The sequence below is a fragment of the Pontibacter mucosus genome (assembly GCF_003054055.1).
Lineage (GTDB): Bacteria > Bacteroidota > Bacteroidia > Cytophagales > Hymenobacteraceae > Pontibacter > Pontibacter mucosus.
This window is the reverse complement of the sequence record NZ_QBKI01000001.1, coordinates 194,546-207,658: the sequence shown is the minus strand read 5'-3', so window position 1 is coordinate 207,658 and position 13,113 is coordinate 194,546. Positions and strand designations below refer to the sequence as shown.

Sequence of the window (13,113 nt, the reverse complement as noted above, 5' to 3'; positions counted from 1 at the left end):
GAGATCTCTTTAGAATTCCATATACCTCTTTCTGTCGGAATGACAGAGACAGCAGCAAGTATAATTCCCCTCCTCGGAGGGGCTGGGGGTGGGTTTATACTTTGAGTGAACAGCAACTATGAAACTTATACTTCAGCCAAAGTAATCACAGACTCCCCTCCTTGGCTAAGGAGGGGCAGGGGTGGTTGGACCCGGTTTCTACAAAGTATAAAAGTATAAAACGCATCAGCCCCGGCAAGTATAAACCTGCCGGGGCTGATGCGTTAAAGTATAACTCTATACTTTCCTACTCCAGGAAACTACTCATAAAGCCACCTTCCTTGTTGGCGTTCTCGCCGCGGGGCATCAGGGCTTCAATCAGTTTCTTCACCGGCATCGACTGTAGCCATACTCTGCCCGTGCCGCGCAGGGTAGCCAGGAACAAGCCCTCTCCGCCAAAGATCATCGACTTAAGGCCACCAGCACGCTGCACGCTGAAATCGATACCTTCCTCAAAAGCCACCACGCAGCCGGTGTCCACGCGCAGGGTTTCGTTGTTCAGCTGCTTCTCTACAATGGTGCCGCCGGCGTGCACGAAGGCCAAGCCATCGCCCTGCATCTTCTGAAGTATAAATCCCTCGCCGCCAAAGAAGCCGGAGCCAAGCTTCTGGTTAAAGTGGATGCTGAGCTTAGTGCCCAGGGCAGCTGCCAGGAAGGCGTCTTTCTGCGTGATGAGCGTGTTGTTACGCGTGGAGCTGAGGTCTATGGGCAGGATGGTGCCAGGGTAGGGGGCTGAGAAAGCCACGCGGCTCTTGCCGTAGCCACGGTGCGTAAAGTGCGTCATAAACAGCGACTCGCCCGTAATCAGGCGGCTACCGGCGGATACCAGCTTGCCGAAGAAGCCTTGGCTGGGGTTAGAGCCGTCGCCCATCTTCGTCTCAAAGTCAATGCCCTGCTCCATGTATACCATGGCGCCGGCCTCGGCTATCACCGTCTCGTTCGGGTCCAGCTCAATCTCCAGCACCTGGATATCGTTGCCGAAAATCTTGTAGTCAATTTCGTGTGAGTTTCTCATAGTTATAGTTTGAGGTTTGATTGGTAGAAAGTTAGTTGAATTTTCAGAAAAAGAACGAATAAAGCCGGTGCGTCACGTATAGGCACCGGCTTTATTTATGCAGTTTAATCGTCTCTACTGCGGAAGTTGTTTAATCTTCTTCGTCTTCCTCTTCACCTTTTTTTCTTCGTCGGGCTTTGGGCAGGTTCTTATCGTCCTCCTCATCAGACACGGCGTTTGTGTTGCGCACAAAGTCCTCGTCGGTTTCCTCTACCTCCTCACTTTCCTCTACATGAAAGGCCTCTTCCTCCTCGCGCTTCGCCTTTTCGGCGGCATCGCGCTTCATCAGCTTCTTATCATCCACGTTTTGGTTCAGGAACTCGTTTATCCTGTCGATGCTGTAGTTAGAGATGATCTCGCCGTGCTCATTCACCTTGATCTCGAACCCCTCCAAATCCTTGTGCACCCGCGACTTCTTCTTCTCGCTTTTACTTTCTTTCTTATTCTTAGCCATGGTGTTTCTCCTGTTTTATACTTAGGTATATAAGCTAAGGAGGAGGAATTTGTTGCAGCCCGGGTGCAAAGGGCATTAAAAAAGGCCAGCCACAGGGCCAGCCTTTTATACTTGTAAGTATGGTTTTATACGTTATGCGGATACATAGCTACTCAGTTTGGCGATAGCCGTTTCGATGCGCTGAACAGTTTCCTCGCGGCCGATTACCTCAATGATCTGCATCAGGTCCGGACCAGCCTCGGCGCCGGTTACAGCCAGGCGCAGGGCCTGCATTACCTGCCCGATCTTCATGCCGTGGCGTTCCAGAATACTTACCAGCAGGTCCTTCACCGTGTCGGCGTTAAAGTCCTGCAGCGAAGGTAGCTCGTTCTTGAAGTCCTCGAAAACGGCAACCGACTGGCTGTTCCATTTCTTAGAGGCCACTTTCTCGCTATACTCTTCCGGGGCTACAAAGAAATACTTGGCCTCCTGCCAGAAATCCTGCGGGAACGACACACGCTCCTTCATCAGGCCGGCAATCTTCTCGGCTTTCTCAGGCGTGGTAGTAAGGTTGTGCTCCTCCAGGGCTTTGATCAGGTAACCGGCCAGCTCGCTGTCGGGCTTGGCGCGCAGGTACTGCTCGTTGAACCAGCGGGCCTTCTGTATATCGAAGCGGGTGCCGGACTTGCCGATGCGCTCCACAGAAAACTCGTTTGCCAGCTCCTCCATCGAGAAGATCTCCTGGCTGGTGCCCGGGTTCCAGCCCAAAAAGGCCAGGAAGTTGATAAAGGCCTCCGGCAGATAGCCTGATTCACGGTAACCGGACGAGATTTCGCTGGTAAACGGATCCTGCCAGCGCAACGGGAACACCGGGAAGCCCAGCTTGTCGCCGTCGCGCTTGCTCAGTTTGCCGTTTCCGTCGGGCTTGAGCAGCAGCGGCAAGTGGGCAAACTCCGGCATGGTGTCTTCCCAGCCCAGGTAGCGGTACAGCAGCACGTGCAGCGGTGCCGACGGCAACCACTCCTCGCCACGGATCACATGGGTGATCTCCATCAGGTGGTCGTCTACGATATTGGCCAGGTGGTAGGTCGGCATGCCGTCCGACTTCATCAATACTTTATCGTCGATGGAAGAAGAGTGCACCATTACCCAACCGCGGATCATGTCCTTCAGGCGGATTTCCTCCTTGCGCGGCACCTTCAGGCGAATCACATAAGGCTCCCCGCTCTCCAGCTTCTGCTTTACCTCATCCTCTGGCAGGGTGAGGGAGTTCTTCATCGTCATGCGGGTGATGGCGTTGTACTGCGGCGTGGCCACTTTGGCGGCCTTCAGGCGCTCACGCATCGCCTCCAGTTCTTCGGCTGTGTCGAAGGCGTAGTAGGCATGGCCTGCTTCTATCAGCTGCAGGGCATACTGCATGTACATCGGCTTGCGCTCCGACTGGCGGTAAGGGGCATGCGGGCCACCTTTCCAGGGGCTCTCGTCCAGCTCGATGCCGCACCACTCCAGCGACTCGCGGATGTAATCTTCGGCACCCGGCACAAAGCGGTTCTGGTCTGTATCCTCGATGCGCAGGATCATCTTGCCACCCGTTTTGCGGGCTAGCAGGTAATTGTAAAGGGCGGTGCGCACACCACCGATATGGAGAGGCCCTGTCGGACTTGGGGCAAAGCGTACTCTAACTTCTCTTTCCATGTATGGTTGTCTTATTCAGCACTGTAAAATTCGCTGCAAAGGTACGAATAAAGTATGGTTTCGTAACGGTAAAATGCCGCAGGAGTTGTAAAAGGCGGTCTCTGCTCTATTACGAATAATAAGTTGCAATATACTCACTACTAATGCCTTGCGTATCTGCTTAAACAATACACTGCAAGATGGTAAAGAAGCGCGCATGGTTGATTTGGGGGCTGCTAAAGGAAACAGGCCTGGAGTTTATCGACAACAACTCCTTCCAGAAGGGAGCGGCCCTGGCGTACTACACCATTTTTGCGCTGCCGCCCATGCTCATCATCATCATCAGTGCCGCCGGGTACTTTTTTGGGGAGAAAGCCGTGTCGGGCGAGGTATACTTCCGCATCAAGGAGCTGATAGGGGCGGAGGGAGCCTCTGCTGTGCAGAAAATGGTGGAGAGCGTGAATGAGTTCGGCGCCTTTAACCTGGCGGCGGTTATTGGCGTTATCACCCTCTTTATAGCCGCTACGGGTGTTTTCATCTCCCTGCAGGATTCCCTCAACGAGATATGGCACGTAAAGCCGGTGCCCAAGCGCGGCTACGTGAAACTGGTGCTGGACCGTCTGCTTTCCTTCGGGATGATTCTGACACTGGCCGTTGTGTTGCTGCTCTCCTTAATGGCCAATGCCATCCTGGTGGCCATTGGCGATTTCCTGACGGCGCGCTTCTCAGGCTGGATCGTGTATGTGCTGCATGGGGTCAATTTTGTGTCGGCTTTTCTGCTGATGTCGTTTCTGTTTGCCTGCATTTACAAGTTTTTACCGGATGCCAGGATAAAGTGGCGCGATGTAGGGGTGGGGGCGCTGGTTACGTCGCTGCTGTTTGTCGTATTCCGCGGTTTAATCGGGTTCTACCTGGGCACCAGCGATGTAGCTTCGGTGTACGGGGCAGCCGGCTCGGTGGTGGTTATCCTTACCTGGGTGTTCTTTACCTCGCAAATTATTTTTTTCGGGGCCGTGTTCACGTTCGTGTACTCGCGCAAGTATGGCCACAACATTTATCCGGCAACCTACGCTGTGCGCGTGATTCGGCAGGAGGTGGAGGTGGGCAACTCCGCGGTAAACGCAGAGCCCGGCAAGCACGAGCGCGAAGTATACGGCGAGCCGGAAGAAAGCCAGGAGCCGACAGAGGAAGGAGAGATGGATAAAGGGGCGAATATTTAGAGTTAGAGAGTTGGGGAGTTTAGGAGTTAGAGAGTTTTGTAGTTGGAAGGTTAGAAAGTGCGGGTTATACCTTCGTAGCCGCTGCCTCTCGCTGGCGCGGGTTTGCAACCCGTGCCTACTATGGTGTTGAGTCTGTGACTCAACTGGCTTGAAAAGCCGTACTTTATACTTTGGCAATACTTTCTAGCCAGGAACTTCCCGCAGCTTGACACAAGCTATCCTTCCAAACTACCGTTCATTCTCTAGTTCCCACAAACGGCTCGTTTCATTTCTGGCTTTGGTGCCCTCCCAGGCCGGGAGGCCTCGTTTTCCTGCTCGGCGCTGTGTTCCCTCCTTGCCTCGCTCGCGCTCGGCATGCCCTTACCGGGCACCGGATCTCACAAGGCGCTCAACCCAAAGGCTGGGAAGCATTCGATAGCCCCTGCTGTCATCTCGACCACCGGGAGAGATCTGGGTAGAGTTCCCGATAGATCTCTCACACAGCTCGAGATGACAAGAGTGTAGTAAGTATAAATTCCCCTCCTCTGGACTAGCCAAATCGGTAGTTTTGAGCTAGCGAGCGCAGCTCTAAGGGGTGGGTTTATACTTTGTAGGGACAGGTCGCGACCTGTCCACGCGAGAACTGCAGCGATGAAACTTATACTTTAGCTAAGGTAATGACAGACTCCCCGCCTTGGACAAGGAGGGGCCAGGGGTGGTTGGACCCGGTTACTGCAAGTATAAAATAGCAAAAGCCAGAGAAGCTATACTTGCCTCCTCTGGCTTTTGCCAAAAAATCTTTCGTCAATAAGCCTACTTCGTGGCGATGCAGGAGATTTCCACGTTTACGTCTTTAGGCAGGCGGCTGACCTCCACGGTTTCGCGGGCGGGCGGGTTGCTGGTGAAGTAGCTGCCGTAGGTCTCGTTGATGCGCCCGAAGTTGTTCAGGTCTTTCACGAAGATGGAGCACTTTACTACGTTGCTGAAGTCCATACCAGCCTCGGCAAGTATAAACTGCAGGTTTTTCATCACCATGTGTGTTTCCTCTTCGATGCTGCTGTTAACCAGTTCGCCGGTTTCCTGGTTCAACGGAATCTGGCCTGAAACATATAAGGTGCCGTTGGCCAGCGTAGCTTGGCTGTAAGGGCCGATTGGGGCGGGAGCCTTGGGCGAGTTGATAATAGTATGTGCCATAGACGTTTGCTTTTAGTTTGTATCTTTACCATCAAAAGTACTGAAAATATGCACATCGTTGTTTTGTCCGGGCCGGAAATGGCCGCCGAGTTCAAGCAAAAGTTTCAGGAGGAGCGGGAAGGTGTAAGCTACACTTTCCTGCAAAGCCATAGCCTGCTGGATGAACAACTGAAGCCCGCCGATGTGGTGTTTGACTTTCTGCTGCCCGAGCAGCCCGAGCGCCTGAGCCTATACGCGCCAGGGCAGGTGGTGTTCTGCAACGCTGCCATCGTGCAACTGGCTGCATTGGCAAAAGAAGCCGTCCTGGAGCAACCCTGTACTCTGATTGGCTTCAATGGCCTTCCTACACTTTTTAACCGCCCGGTGCTGGAGGTGAGTGTGCTGCATGGCAGCTACATCGAAAAACTAGATGAGGTTTGTCAGGCATTAGGTACGGACTACCTGCTGGTGGAAGACCGTGTAGGCATGGTGACGCCCCGTATCATCTGTATGATCATTAACGAGGCTTGTTATACGTTGCAGGAGAAAACGGCCGGCATCCACGATATAGACCGGGGTATGAAGCTCGGCACCAATTACCCCAAAGGGCCTTTTGAGTGGGCAAACCAGATCGGTGTGAAAAACGTGTACGAGGTGCTGCAAGCGGTGTATGAAGACACCAGAGAAGAGCGCTACAAAATCTGTCCGCTTCTGAAGACAAAGTACCTACGGGGCGAGCACTTTTAAAGTATAGCTCTGGATATTTAGATTTTGGCGTACCGGGTCCAACCACCCCTAACCCCTCCTTAGCTAAGGCGGGGAGCCTGTAACTGCTGATGCTGAAGTATAAGTTTCATTGCCTCAGTTCTCGCGTGGACAGGTCGCGACCTGGCCCTACAACGTATAAACCCACCCCTAGCCCCCTCTGAGGAGGGGAATTTATACTTGCTACACTCTTGTCATCTCGAGCTGCGCGAGAGATCTATCAGGGGGTTTCTAACCAGATCTCTCCCGAAGGTCGAGATGACAGCAGGAGCTGTGGCTATCGAATCTGTTCCCAGTTTTTCTGGGAGGCGCCTTGTGAGATCCGGTGCCCGTTAAGGGCATGCCGAGCGCGAGCGAGGCAAGGAGGGAACACAGCGCCGAGCGGGAAAACGAGGCCTCCCGGCCTGGGAGGGCAGAAAGTTGGCTATGGAAAGATAGGTTTGTGGGAACTAGAGGAACAGCTGTGTTTTGAAAGTATAGCTTGGTTCAAGTGGAAGGAAGCAGCGGCTAGGAAGTATAAGTTGGCAAGTATAGTTCAAGTATAAAAGTATAACCAAAGTATAAAACACAATACCTCTCTCCCCATACTTTAAGACCCCTACACTTCTGTAGTTAAGCAGCTTTTCCCTATCTTAAGCCACTACTTATACTTTAGCTTTTAGCTCATGAAAACAACTTTACTGGCACTCCTCCTAAGTATGGCAGGCGCTGGGGCCATGGCCCAGGCTAACGAGGCGGCCAACTACCAGGTCACCATCAACGGCAAAACCCAGGACATAGCCCTGGGCAAAGAGTATAAAATCAAGGTTAACGGCAAAGAGGTAACAGTAGCCGTGCAGCAGAAGGACGTGCTGACCTACCAGGATGAATGGATTTCCTGGCAGTACCCGAAGGGGTTGCACCCCGCCATCGCCTCGCCCGACCCGGACCTGGAGCAGATTACGCTGGTGACGGCCAGTGGCAACGGCGTGTTGGTGCAGAAGTATAAAACCATCAACCCCACCAATCTGATAGACCTGATGCTAAAAGAGGTGACGAACGAGGAGGCGAGCTTCGGCTATAGCATGACGGAGCGACCCTTCGAACGAACGCTGAAGTCGGGGCAGCAGGCAAGGGGCAAGTCGGTGGAGCTGAAGTATGGCAGCGATGTGCAGCATTACACGGTAGCGGCGCTGGGTGGCGAAAGCGAGGGAATCATGTTCATCACCATGCTCAACACCGAGAATGGCAACGAAGACAACAAGGTGATACAGCTGTTCCTGGAGTCGCTGACCTACCACCGGAACTAGAAGGATCGTAATAAAAAAGGGAGCCATGACAGCTCCCTCTTCTGTTTTTATACTTGGTGGCGCTTACTCCACGGTAACAGACTTAGCCAGGTTACGCGGCTGGTCTACGTTGCAGCCACGCATCACGGCGATGTGGTAAGACAGCAGCTGCAGCGGAATCACGGACAGCAGCGGCGTCAGGTGCTCGCTTGTCTCTGGAATCTCGATGACGTGGTCGGCCATAGCCGGTATGGTCGTGTCGCCCTCGGTTACGATAGCGATCACCTTGCCCTTACGGGCCTTCACCTCCTGCACATTCGACACGATCTTCTCATACGAGCTGTCCTTGGTAGCAATCACTATCACCGGCATCTGCTCATCAATCAGCGCAATCGGCCCGTGCTTCATCTCCGCAGCCGGGTAGCCTTCCGCGTGGATGTAAGAGATCTCTTTCAGCTTCAGGGCGCCTTCCAGCGCCACCGGGAAGTTGTAGCCGCGGCCCAGGTAAATGCAGTTGGTAGCGTCTTTATACTTCTCCGAAATCTCCACAATCTGGTCATTCAGCTTCAGCGCCTCTTCTACTTTTGTGGGGATGGTCTCCAGTTCCACCATCAACTCGTGCAGCTTAGTGGTTTCCAGGGTGCCGCGCTTGCTGCCAATGATCATGGCAATCAGCGTCAGTACTGTTACCTGGGCAGTGAAGGCCTTGGTGCTGGCCACGCCAATCTCCGGGCCGGCGTGGGTATAGGCGCCTGCATCGGTGGCACGGGCAATAGAGGAGCCCACCACGTTACAGATACCAAATATGGTAGCACCCTTGGACTTAGCCAGCTCAATGGCCGCCAGCGTGTCAGCCGTCTCGCCCGACTGCGAAATGGCAATCACAATGTCTTTCTCGGTGATGATCGGATTGCGGTAGCGGAACTCAGAGGCGTATTCCACCTCCACCGGTATGCGCGCCAGGTCCTCGATCAGGTACTCGGCCACTAGGCCAGCGTGCCACGAGGTACCGCAGGCCACGATGATGATGCGGTCTGCATTTACGAACTTGTTCTCAAACTCGCGGATACCCGACATCATCAGGTGGTTGCTCTCAGCAATCATGCGGCCGCGCATGCTATCGAGGATAGAGCGGGGCTGCTCGAAAATCTCCTTCAGCATGAAGTGCTCGTAGCCCCCTTTCTCAATCGACTCCAGTTCCATCTCCAGGCGCTGCACGTAAGGCGTCTGCTTCACGTCCTCCTTGGTGCGGATGTCCAGCTCCCCGTTGTTGATGATGGCCAACTCGTAGTCGTTCAGGTACACCACCTCGTTGGTATACTCGATGATAGGCGTGGCGTCGGAGGCCAGGAAATACTCGCCCTCACCGATGCCCACCACCAGCGGGCTGCCTTTGCGGGCTGCGATGAGTTGGTTCGGGCTGTCTTTGGACAGCACCACAATAGCATAGGCGCCTACCACCTCGTGCATGGCCAGCCGCACGGCCTCGGGCAGCGTGCAGTTGTTGTTGGTGCGGATGTCCTCAATCAGGTTAATGAACACCTCCGAGTCTGTTTCCGACTGGAAGGTATGGCCTTTCTCCAGCAGCAGCGTCTTCAGCGAAGCGTAGTTCTCGATAATGCCGTTGTGGATGATGGCAATGTTGCGGGAAGTAGAGTAGTGGGGGTGGGCATTCACATCGTTCGGCTCGCCGTGGGTGGCCCAGCGGGTGTGGCCCATCCCAATGTTGCCGTGCGTGTCGAAGTCGGCCAGGTAGGCCTCCAGGTCCGCCACCTTCCCTTTTTTCTTATAAACGTTCAGGTCGCCGTTCATCAGGGCGATGCCCGCGCTGTCGTACCCGCGGTACTCAAGCCTTTTCAGGCCTTTGATAATAATTGGGCTCGCTTCGCGGTGCCCAACGTAAGCTACAATTCCACACATAGGATTTTTTAATTTTTCTCTCAAATAAACACATAGGAACTGCAAATGTACCCATTTCCGGCATATCTGTATAACTTCTGCTTTTTTGCTTTGTGCTTTTATGTACTGCAGAAATGTAAATTATTAATTTACAGAGGGATGTGGTAATACAAAAAGGCTGCTGCTTTATTACAAAAATGTAATATAAGCGGCAGCCTTTTGTAGTTTGTGGTAATATTCCCTTTCCCGGATGCCCTTACACCTGTTCAGGTTTTACGTAAAGTACAATAAAGGAGTAAGGAGCGGGTAATGAATTATTTGCTTAACTCGTTGTATAAATTATAGCAATTATCCAGCAGGGTATCGTCGGCGCAAACCGTGTCGATATTTTTCTTCTTAACGAAGTCGGCAAACAGGGCATTCAGGTTATCACTGAAGTCCTCGTTGGTTTTGTTGATGGCATCGGCATACTCCATGCCGCAGCGCACAAACGCATCCGTGTCTGCAGACTCCAGGAAAGAGAGCATGCTGTCGTCAATGTCCAGCATTTTAACCTTCTCGGCCAGGTCGTCACTGAATTTTTGCGTATAACTGTTGTTGTACACCGTAAACACCGACTTAGAATCCTTGAAGATAGGGTCTTTCTTGTAGGTGGTTTTCAGGTACATCGGGATCAGGCCTGTCATCCAGTCGTTGCAATGCACGATGTCCGGGGCCCAGCCCAGCTTTTTCACGGTTTCCAGCACGCCCTTGCAGAAAAAGATGGCGCGCTCGTCATTATCCTGGTGGAATTTGTTGTTCTTGTCAACGAAAACTGACTTCCTGTGGAAATAGTCTTCGTTATCAATAAAATAAACCTGTAGCTTCGCGTTCGGAATGGAGGCCACTTTAATAACCAGCGGCTTTTCATCGTCACCCACGGCGATGTTGATGCCCGACAGACGCACCACTTCGTGCAGACGGTTCTTGCGCTCATTAATGAGGCCGAACCGCGGAACAAAGATCCGGATCTCCATCCCTCTTTCCTGCATACCCTGCGGTAGCGTCTGTAAGAACTCTGCTACTTTCGTGGTTTGTAAGAAGGGATTGATCTCGGTGGCGGCGTAAAGGATTCGCAATTTAGACATGGGTATGTATTTAAGATTTTAATAAGCAACAGTATAGGGTCGTGCAAAATTAGTATTTTTTATTCTGATTTTCAATTTAAAACGCTGTGACTTACTTTTGCCGGCTTTACGAGAGCATCACACACATACTACCGACAATGGAAGTTATAGAGCGGGTTGATACCATCCGGGAGCGTATGCAAACCCTGCGCTGCAGCGGCAAACGCATAGGGTTTGTGCCAACCATGGGCGCCCTGCACGAGGGGCACCTGCAACTGTTGCGCGCATCTGTGCAGGAAAACGACATTACTGTTTGCAGCATCTTCGTTAACCCCACGCAGTTCAACAACCCCGACGATTATAAATTATACCCTCGCACCATAGAGCAGGACACGGAGCTACTGAAAACAGTTGGCTGCGATATTCTGTTTGCCCCTAAAGCTGAGGATGTGTATATACAACAATCACTCCTGCAGTTTAGTTTCGGGCCCCTGGAGGCCGTCATGGAGGGCGAGCACCGCCCGGGCCACTTCAATGGCGTGGCTACCGTGGTAAGCAAGCTCTTCCATTATGTGCAGCCGCACCGCGCCTATTTCGGGCAGAAGGACCTGCAGCAGGTGGCCATTGTAAAGCAGCTGGTGACGGGGCTGAGCTTCGATGTGGAGGTGGTGCGCTACCCCATCGTCCGGGAAGAAGACGGCCTGGCCATGTCGTCGCGCAACAAGCGCCTGGATGCGAAGCAGCGGCAGGCAGCCCCCTCGCTTTACGGTGCCCTGCAATTGGCAAAGCAGCAACTGGGCAACAAGCCTGTTTATAGCATTAAGGCCGCCGTGGAGGCCTATCTCTCAAGTATGGATGAGGTGCAGCTGGAGTATTTCGAGATAACCGACCCGGACACGCTGAGGCCGTTAACGGAGGTGCAGCCCGGGCAGGAGGTAGCCTTGTGTATTGCGGCCTTTGTGGGCCCTGTGCGCCTGATAGATAACATGCTCGTGAATCTAAACGAAGTATAGATTGTTTAGGAGGGGCAGATAGGGTTAGTGTTGGTAGTTATTATGCACCCAATTATCTAACTTTTCTGCAGTCAATTATCTAACTTTGCGCTCCAATACAAATTACACCATGTATATTGAGGTTTTAAAATCCAAAATCCACCGTTGTAAGGTTACGCAGGCCGAGCTGCACTATGTGGGCAGCATCACTGTTGATGAAGACCTGATGGACGCCGCTAACATCGTGGAGAATGAGAAAGTACAGATCGTCAACATCAACAACGGGGAGCGCTTTGAAACCTACGTGATCAAAGGCGAGCGTGGCACCGGCACCATCTGCCTGAATGGTCCGGCGGCCCGAAAGGTGCAGGTGGGCGATGTGGTGATCATTATTTCTTACTGCAGCATCAGGTTCGAGGATGCCAAGACCCATACACCCACGCTGGTTTTCCCGGACCAGCACAACCGCCTGGTATAACCCCACCACATGAATAAACTGCTCTCGTTTCTGAAGTATGTGCTGCTGCTGGGCGTTTCCGCATTTCTAATGTGGTATGCGCTTAAGGAGCTCGACTTTCAGAAAATGTGGGCAGAGCTGCAGCGCGCAGACTATGGCTGGGTGCTGGTTTCCCTGGTGATGGGGGCGCTGGCCTACGTAAGCCGGGCCCTGCGCTGGCAGATGCAAATAAAGCCAACCGGCTACACTCCCCCGCTCCGCCATACCTATAACGCCATGATGGTGGGCTACATTGCCAACCTGGTACTGCCCCGCATGGGGGAGGTGGTGCGCTGCACCATGCTGCGCCGCTCCGACAACCTGCCTATCAATACCGGCTTCGGCACCGTGATAGCGGAGCGCATCATTGACATGCTGATGCTGATACTGGTGGTGGCGCTGACCTTCCTGGTGGAGTTCGGCCGCATCCGCGATTTCTTCCTCAGCCTTCTTACCGATAAGTATAATAGCCTGGAGCAAAGTATGAGCTCGTTCTACTGGGCGTTCTGGGTGCTGCTTGTCCTGGGTGTGGCTATACTTTTTGTGATGCTGCGCTACCTGAGCCTGCTGCGCAAGAACGTATACTTCCACAAGGCGGTGCACTTTGCCAAGGGGCTGCTCCGAGGTATTTTCAGCATTACCAAACTCGAAAACCAGTATACTTTTTGGGGCCATACCATCTTTGTATGGCTGATGTACTACGGCATGAGCCTTACTGTTTTCTATGCCCTGCCTGCCACTGCCCACCTGGGCTGGGGGGCCGCGCTCTCGGTGCTGCTGGCGGGCACGCTGGGCATGGCGGCGCCGGTGCAGGGCGGCATCGGGGTATACCACCTGATGGTGCAAGCCACGCTGCTGCTGTACGGGGTGCCCAAGGAGGCCGGCATGGCCTATGCGCTGCTGGCGCATACTTCGCAAACACTTTTGGTAGTTGTAATGGGAGTGATTAGTTTTATGGCAAGCATGCTGCGCCGCACAAAGCCGGTAACACAGCAAAGCCATACTTCAGCCTGAT

The 13,113-nt window shown here is 53.2% G+C and carries 12 protein-coding genes; 6 read left to right on the top strand and 6 right to left on the bottom strand.

Annotated elements, in window-relative coordinates; all coding sequences use genetic code 11:
• Positions 1 to 286 precede the first annotated feature (286 nt).
• The 3 genes from C8N40_RS00950 to gltX all read right to left on the bottom strand — a co-directional run bounded on the left by C8N40_RS00950 (position 287) and on the right by gltX (position 3,221).
• Positions 287 to 1,054, bottom strand: a complete 768-nt coding sequence (locus tag C8N40_RS00950; protein ID WP_108209943.1) for a TIGR00266 family protein — start codon at positions 1,052 to 1,054, stop codon at positions 287 to 289.
• Positions 1,055 to 1,184: 130 nt separating this feature from the next.
• Positions 1,185 to 1,547 carry a hypothetical protein gene (locus C8N40_RS00945; RefSeq protein ID WP_108209942.1) on the bottom strand — a complete coding sequence of 121 codons (363 nt, stop codon included), beginning with the start codon at positions 1,545 to 1,547 and terminating at the stop codon, positions 1,185 to 1,187.
• A gap of 132 nt (positions 1,548 to 1,679) precedes the next feature.
• A complete protein-coding gene (gltX, locus tag C8N40_RS00940) occupies positions 1,680 to 3,221 on the bottom strand; it encodes a glutamate--tRNA ligase (RefSeq protein ID WP_108209941.1) in 1,542 nt (513 codons plus the stop codon).
• Positions 3,222 to 3,400: 179 nt separating this feature from the next.
• Between gltX and C8N40_RS00935 the strand changes: the two genes are divergently transcribed.
• A complete protein-coding gene (locus tag C8N40_RS00935; RefSeq protein WP_108209940.1) occupies positions 3,401 to 4,420 on the top strand; it encodes a YihY/virulence factor BrkB family protein in 1,020 nt (339 codons plus the stop codon).
• Positions 4,421 to 5,212: 792 nt separating this feature from the next.
• Here C8N40_RS00935 and C8N40_RS00930 read toward each other — a convergent pair.
• On the bottom strand, positions 5,213 to 5,593 hold the full coding sequence (locus C8N40_RS00930) for a RidA family protein (RefSeq protein WP_108209939.1): 381 nt from the start codon (positions 5,591 to 5,593) through the stop codon (positions 5,213 to 5,215).
• A 48-nt stretch (positions 5,594 to 5,641) separates the two neighbouring features.
• Here C8N40_RS00930 and C8N40_RS00925 point away from each other — a divergent pair, with 48 nt between their 5' ends.
• Entirely contained in the window at positions 5,642 to 6,319 is a 678-nt protein-coding gene (locus C8N40_RS00925; protein WP_108209938.1) for a 3-hydroxyacyl-CoA dehydrogenase family protein, read from the top strand.
• Positions 6,320 to 7,002: 683 nt separating this feature from the next.
• Complete coding sequence (locus tag C8N40_RS00915) at positions 7,003 to 7,626, top strand: hypothetical protein (RefSeq protein WP_146173488.1); 624 nt, start codon at positions 7,003 to 7,005, stop codon at positions 7,624 to 7,626.
• Positions 7,627 to 7,689: 63 nt separating this feature from the next.
• On the opposite strand, the gene glmS is transcribed toward C8N40_RS00915, so the two are convergent.
• The gene (gene glmS, locus C8N40_RS00910) at positions 7,690 to 9,525 is read right to left on the bottom strand and encodes a glutamine--fructose-6-phosphate transaminase (isomerizing) (RefSeq protein WP_108209935.1); all 1,836 of its coding nucleotides are present in this window, start codon (positions 9,523 to 9,525) and stop codon (positions 7,690 to 7,692) included.
• A 293-nt stretch (positions 9,526 to 9,818) separates the two neighbouring features.
• Positions 9,819 to 10,631, bottom strand: a complete 813-nt coding sequence (locus tag C8N40_RS00905; protein ID WP_108209934.1) for a glycogen/starch synthase — start codon at positions 10,629 to 10,631, stop codon at positions 9,819 to 9,821.
• 137 nt (positions 10,632 to 10,768) lie between these two features.
• Here C8N40_RS00905 and panC point away from each other — a divergent pair, with 137 nt between their 5' ends.
• From panC to C8N40_RS00890, 3 genes are all read left to right on the top strand, one after another.
• Complete coding sequence (panC, locus tag C8N40_RS00900) at positions 10,769 to 11,623, top strand: pantoate--beta-alanine ligase (RefSeq protein ID WP_108209933.1); 855 nt, start codon at positions 10,769 to 10,771, stop codon at positions 11,621 to 11,623.
• A 109-nt stretch (positions 11,624 to 11,732) separates the two neighbouring features.
• Positions 11,733 to 12,080: an aspartate 1-decarboxylase gene (gene panD, locus C8N40_RS00895; protein ID WP_108209932.1), complete on the top strand. Its 348-nt coding sequence runs from the start codon at positions 11,733 to 11,735 to the stop codon at positions 12,078 to 12,080.
• A 9-nt stretch (positions 12,081 to 12,089) separates the two neighbouring features.
• On the top strand, positions 12,090 to 13,112 hold the full coding sequence (locus tag C8N40_RS00890; RefSeq protein WP_108209931.1) for a lysylphosphatidylglycerol synthase transmembrane domain-containing protein: 1,023 nt from the start codon (positions 12,090 to 12,092) through the stop codon (positions 13,110 to 13,112).
• The last annotated feature ends 1 nt before the right edge of the window (position 13,113 follow it).

What these genes read in the sequence shown, in the direction of transcription:
- C8N40_RS00950 (WP_108209943.1), bottom strand. Translation starts at nt 1,054, where the DNA reads ATGAGAAACTCACACGAAATTGACTACAAGATTTTCGGCAACGATATC.
- C8N40_RS00945 (WP_108209942.1), bottom strand. Translation starts at nt 1,547, where the DNA reads ATGGCTAAGAATAAGAAAGAAAGTAAAAGCGAGAAGAAGAAGTCGCGG.
- gltX (WP_108209941.1), bottom strand. Translation starts at nt 3,221, where the DNA reads ATGGAAAGAGAAGTTAGAGTACGCTTTGCCCCAAGTCCGACAGGGCCT.
- C8N40_RS00935 (WP_108209940.1), top strand. Translation starts at nt 3,401, where the DNA reads ATGGTAAAGAAGCGCGCATGGTTGATTTGGGGGCTGCTAAAGGAAACA.
- C8N40_RS00930 (WP_108209939.1), bottom strand. Translation starts at nt 5,593, where the DNA reads ATGGCACATACTATTATCAACTCGCCCAAGGCTCCCGCCCCAATCGGC.
- C8N40_RS00925 (WP_108209938.1), top strand. Translation starts at nt 5,642, where the DNA reads ATGCACATCGTTGTTTTGTCCGGGCCGGAAATGGCCGCCGAGTTCAAG.
- C8N40_RS00915 (WP_146173488.1), top strand. Translation starts at nt 7,003, where the DNA reads ATGAAAACAACTTTACTGGCACTCCTCCTAAGTATGGCAGGCGCTGGG.
- glmS (WP_108209935.1), bottom strand. Translation starts at nt 9,525, where the DNA reads ATGTGTGGAATTGTAGCTTACGTTGGGCACCGCGAAGCGAGCCCAATT.
- C8N40_RS00905 (WP_108209934.1), bottom strand. Translation starts at nt 10,631, where the DNA reads ATGTCTAAATTGCGAATCCTTTACGCCGCCACCGAGATCAATCCCTTC.
- panC (WP_108209933.1), top strand. Translation starts at nt 10,769, where the DNA reads ATGGAAGTTATAGAGCGGGTTGATACCATCCGGGAGCGTATGCAAACC.
- panD (WP_108209932.1), top strand. Translation starts at nt 11,733, where the DNA reads ATGTATATTGAGGTTTTAAAATCCAAAATCCACCGTTGTAAGGTTACG.
- C8N40_RS00890 (WP_108209931.1), top strand. Translation starts at nt 12,090, where the DNA reads ATGAATAAACTGCTCTCGTTTCTGAAGTATGTGCTGCTGCTGGGCGTT.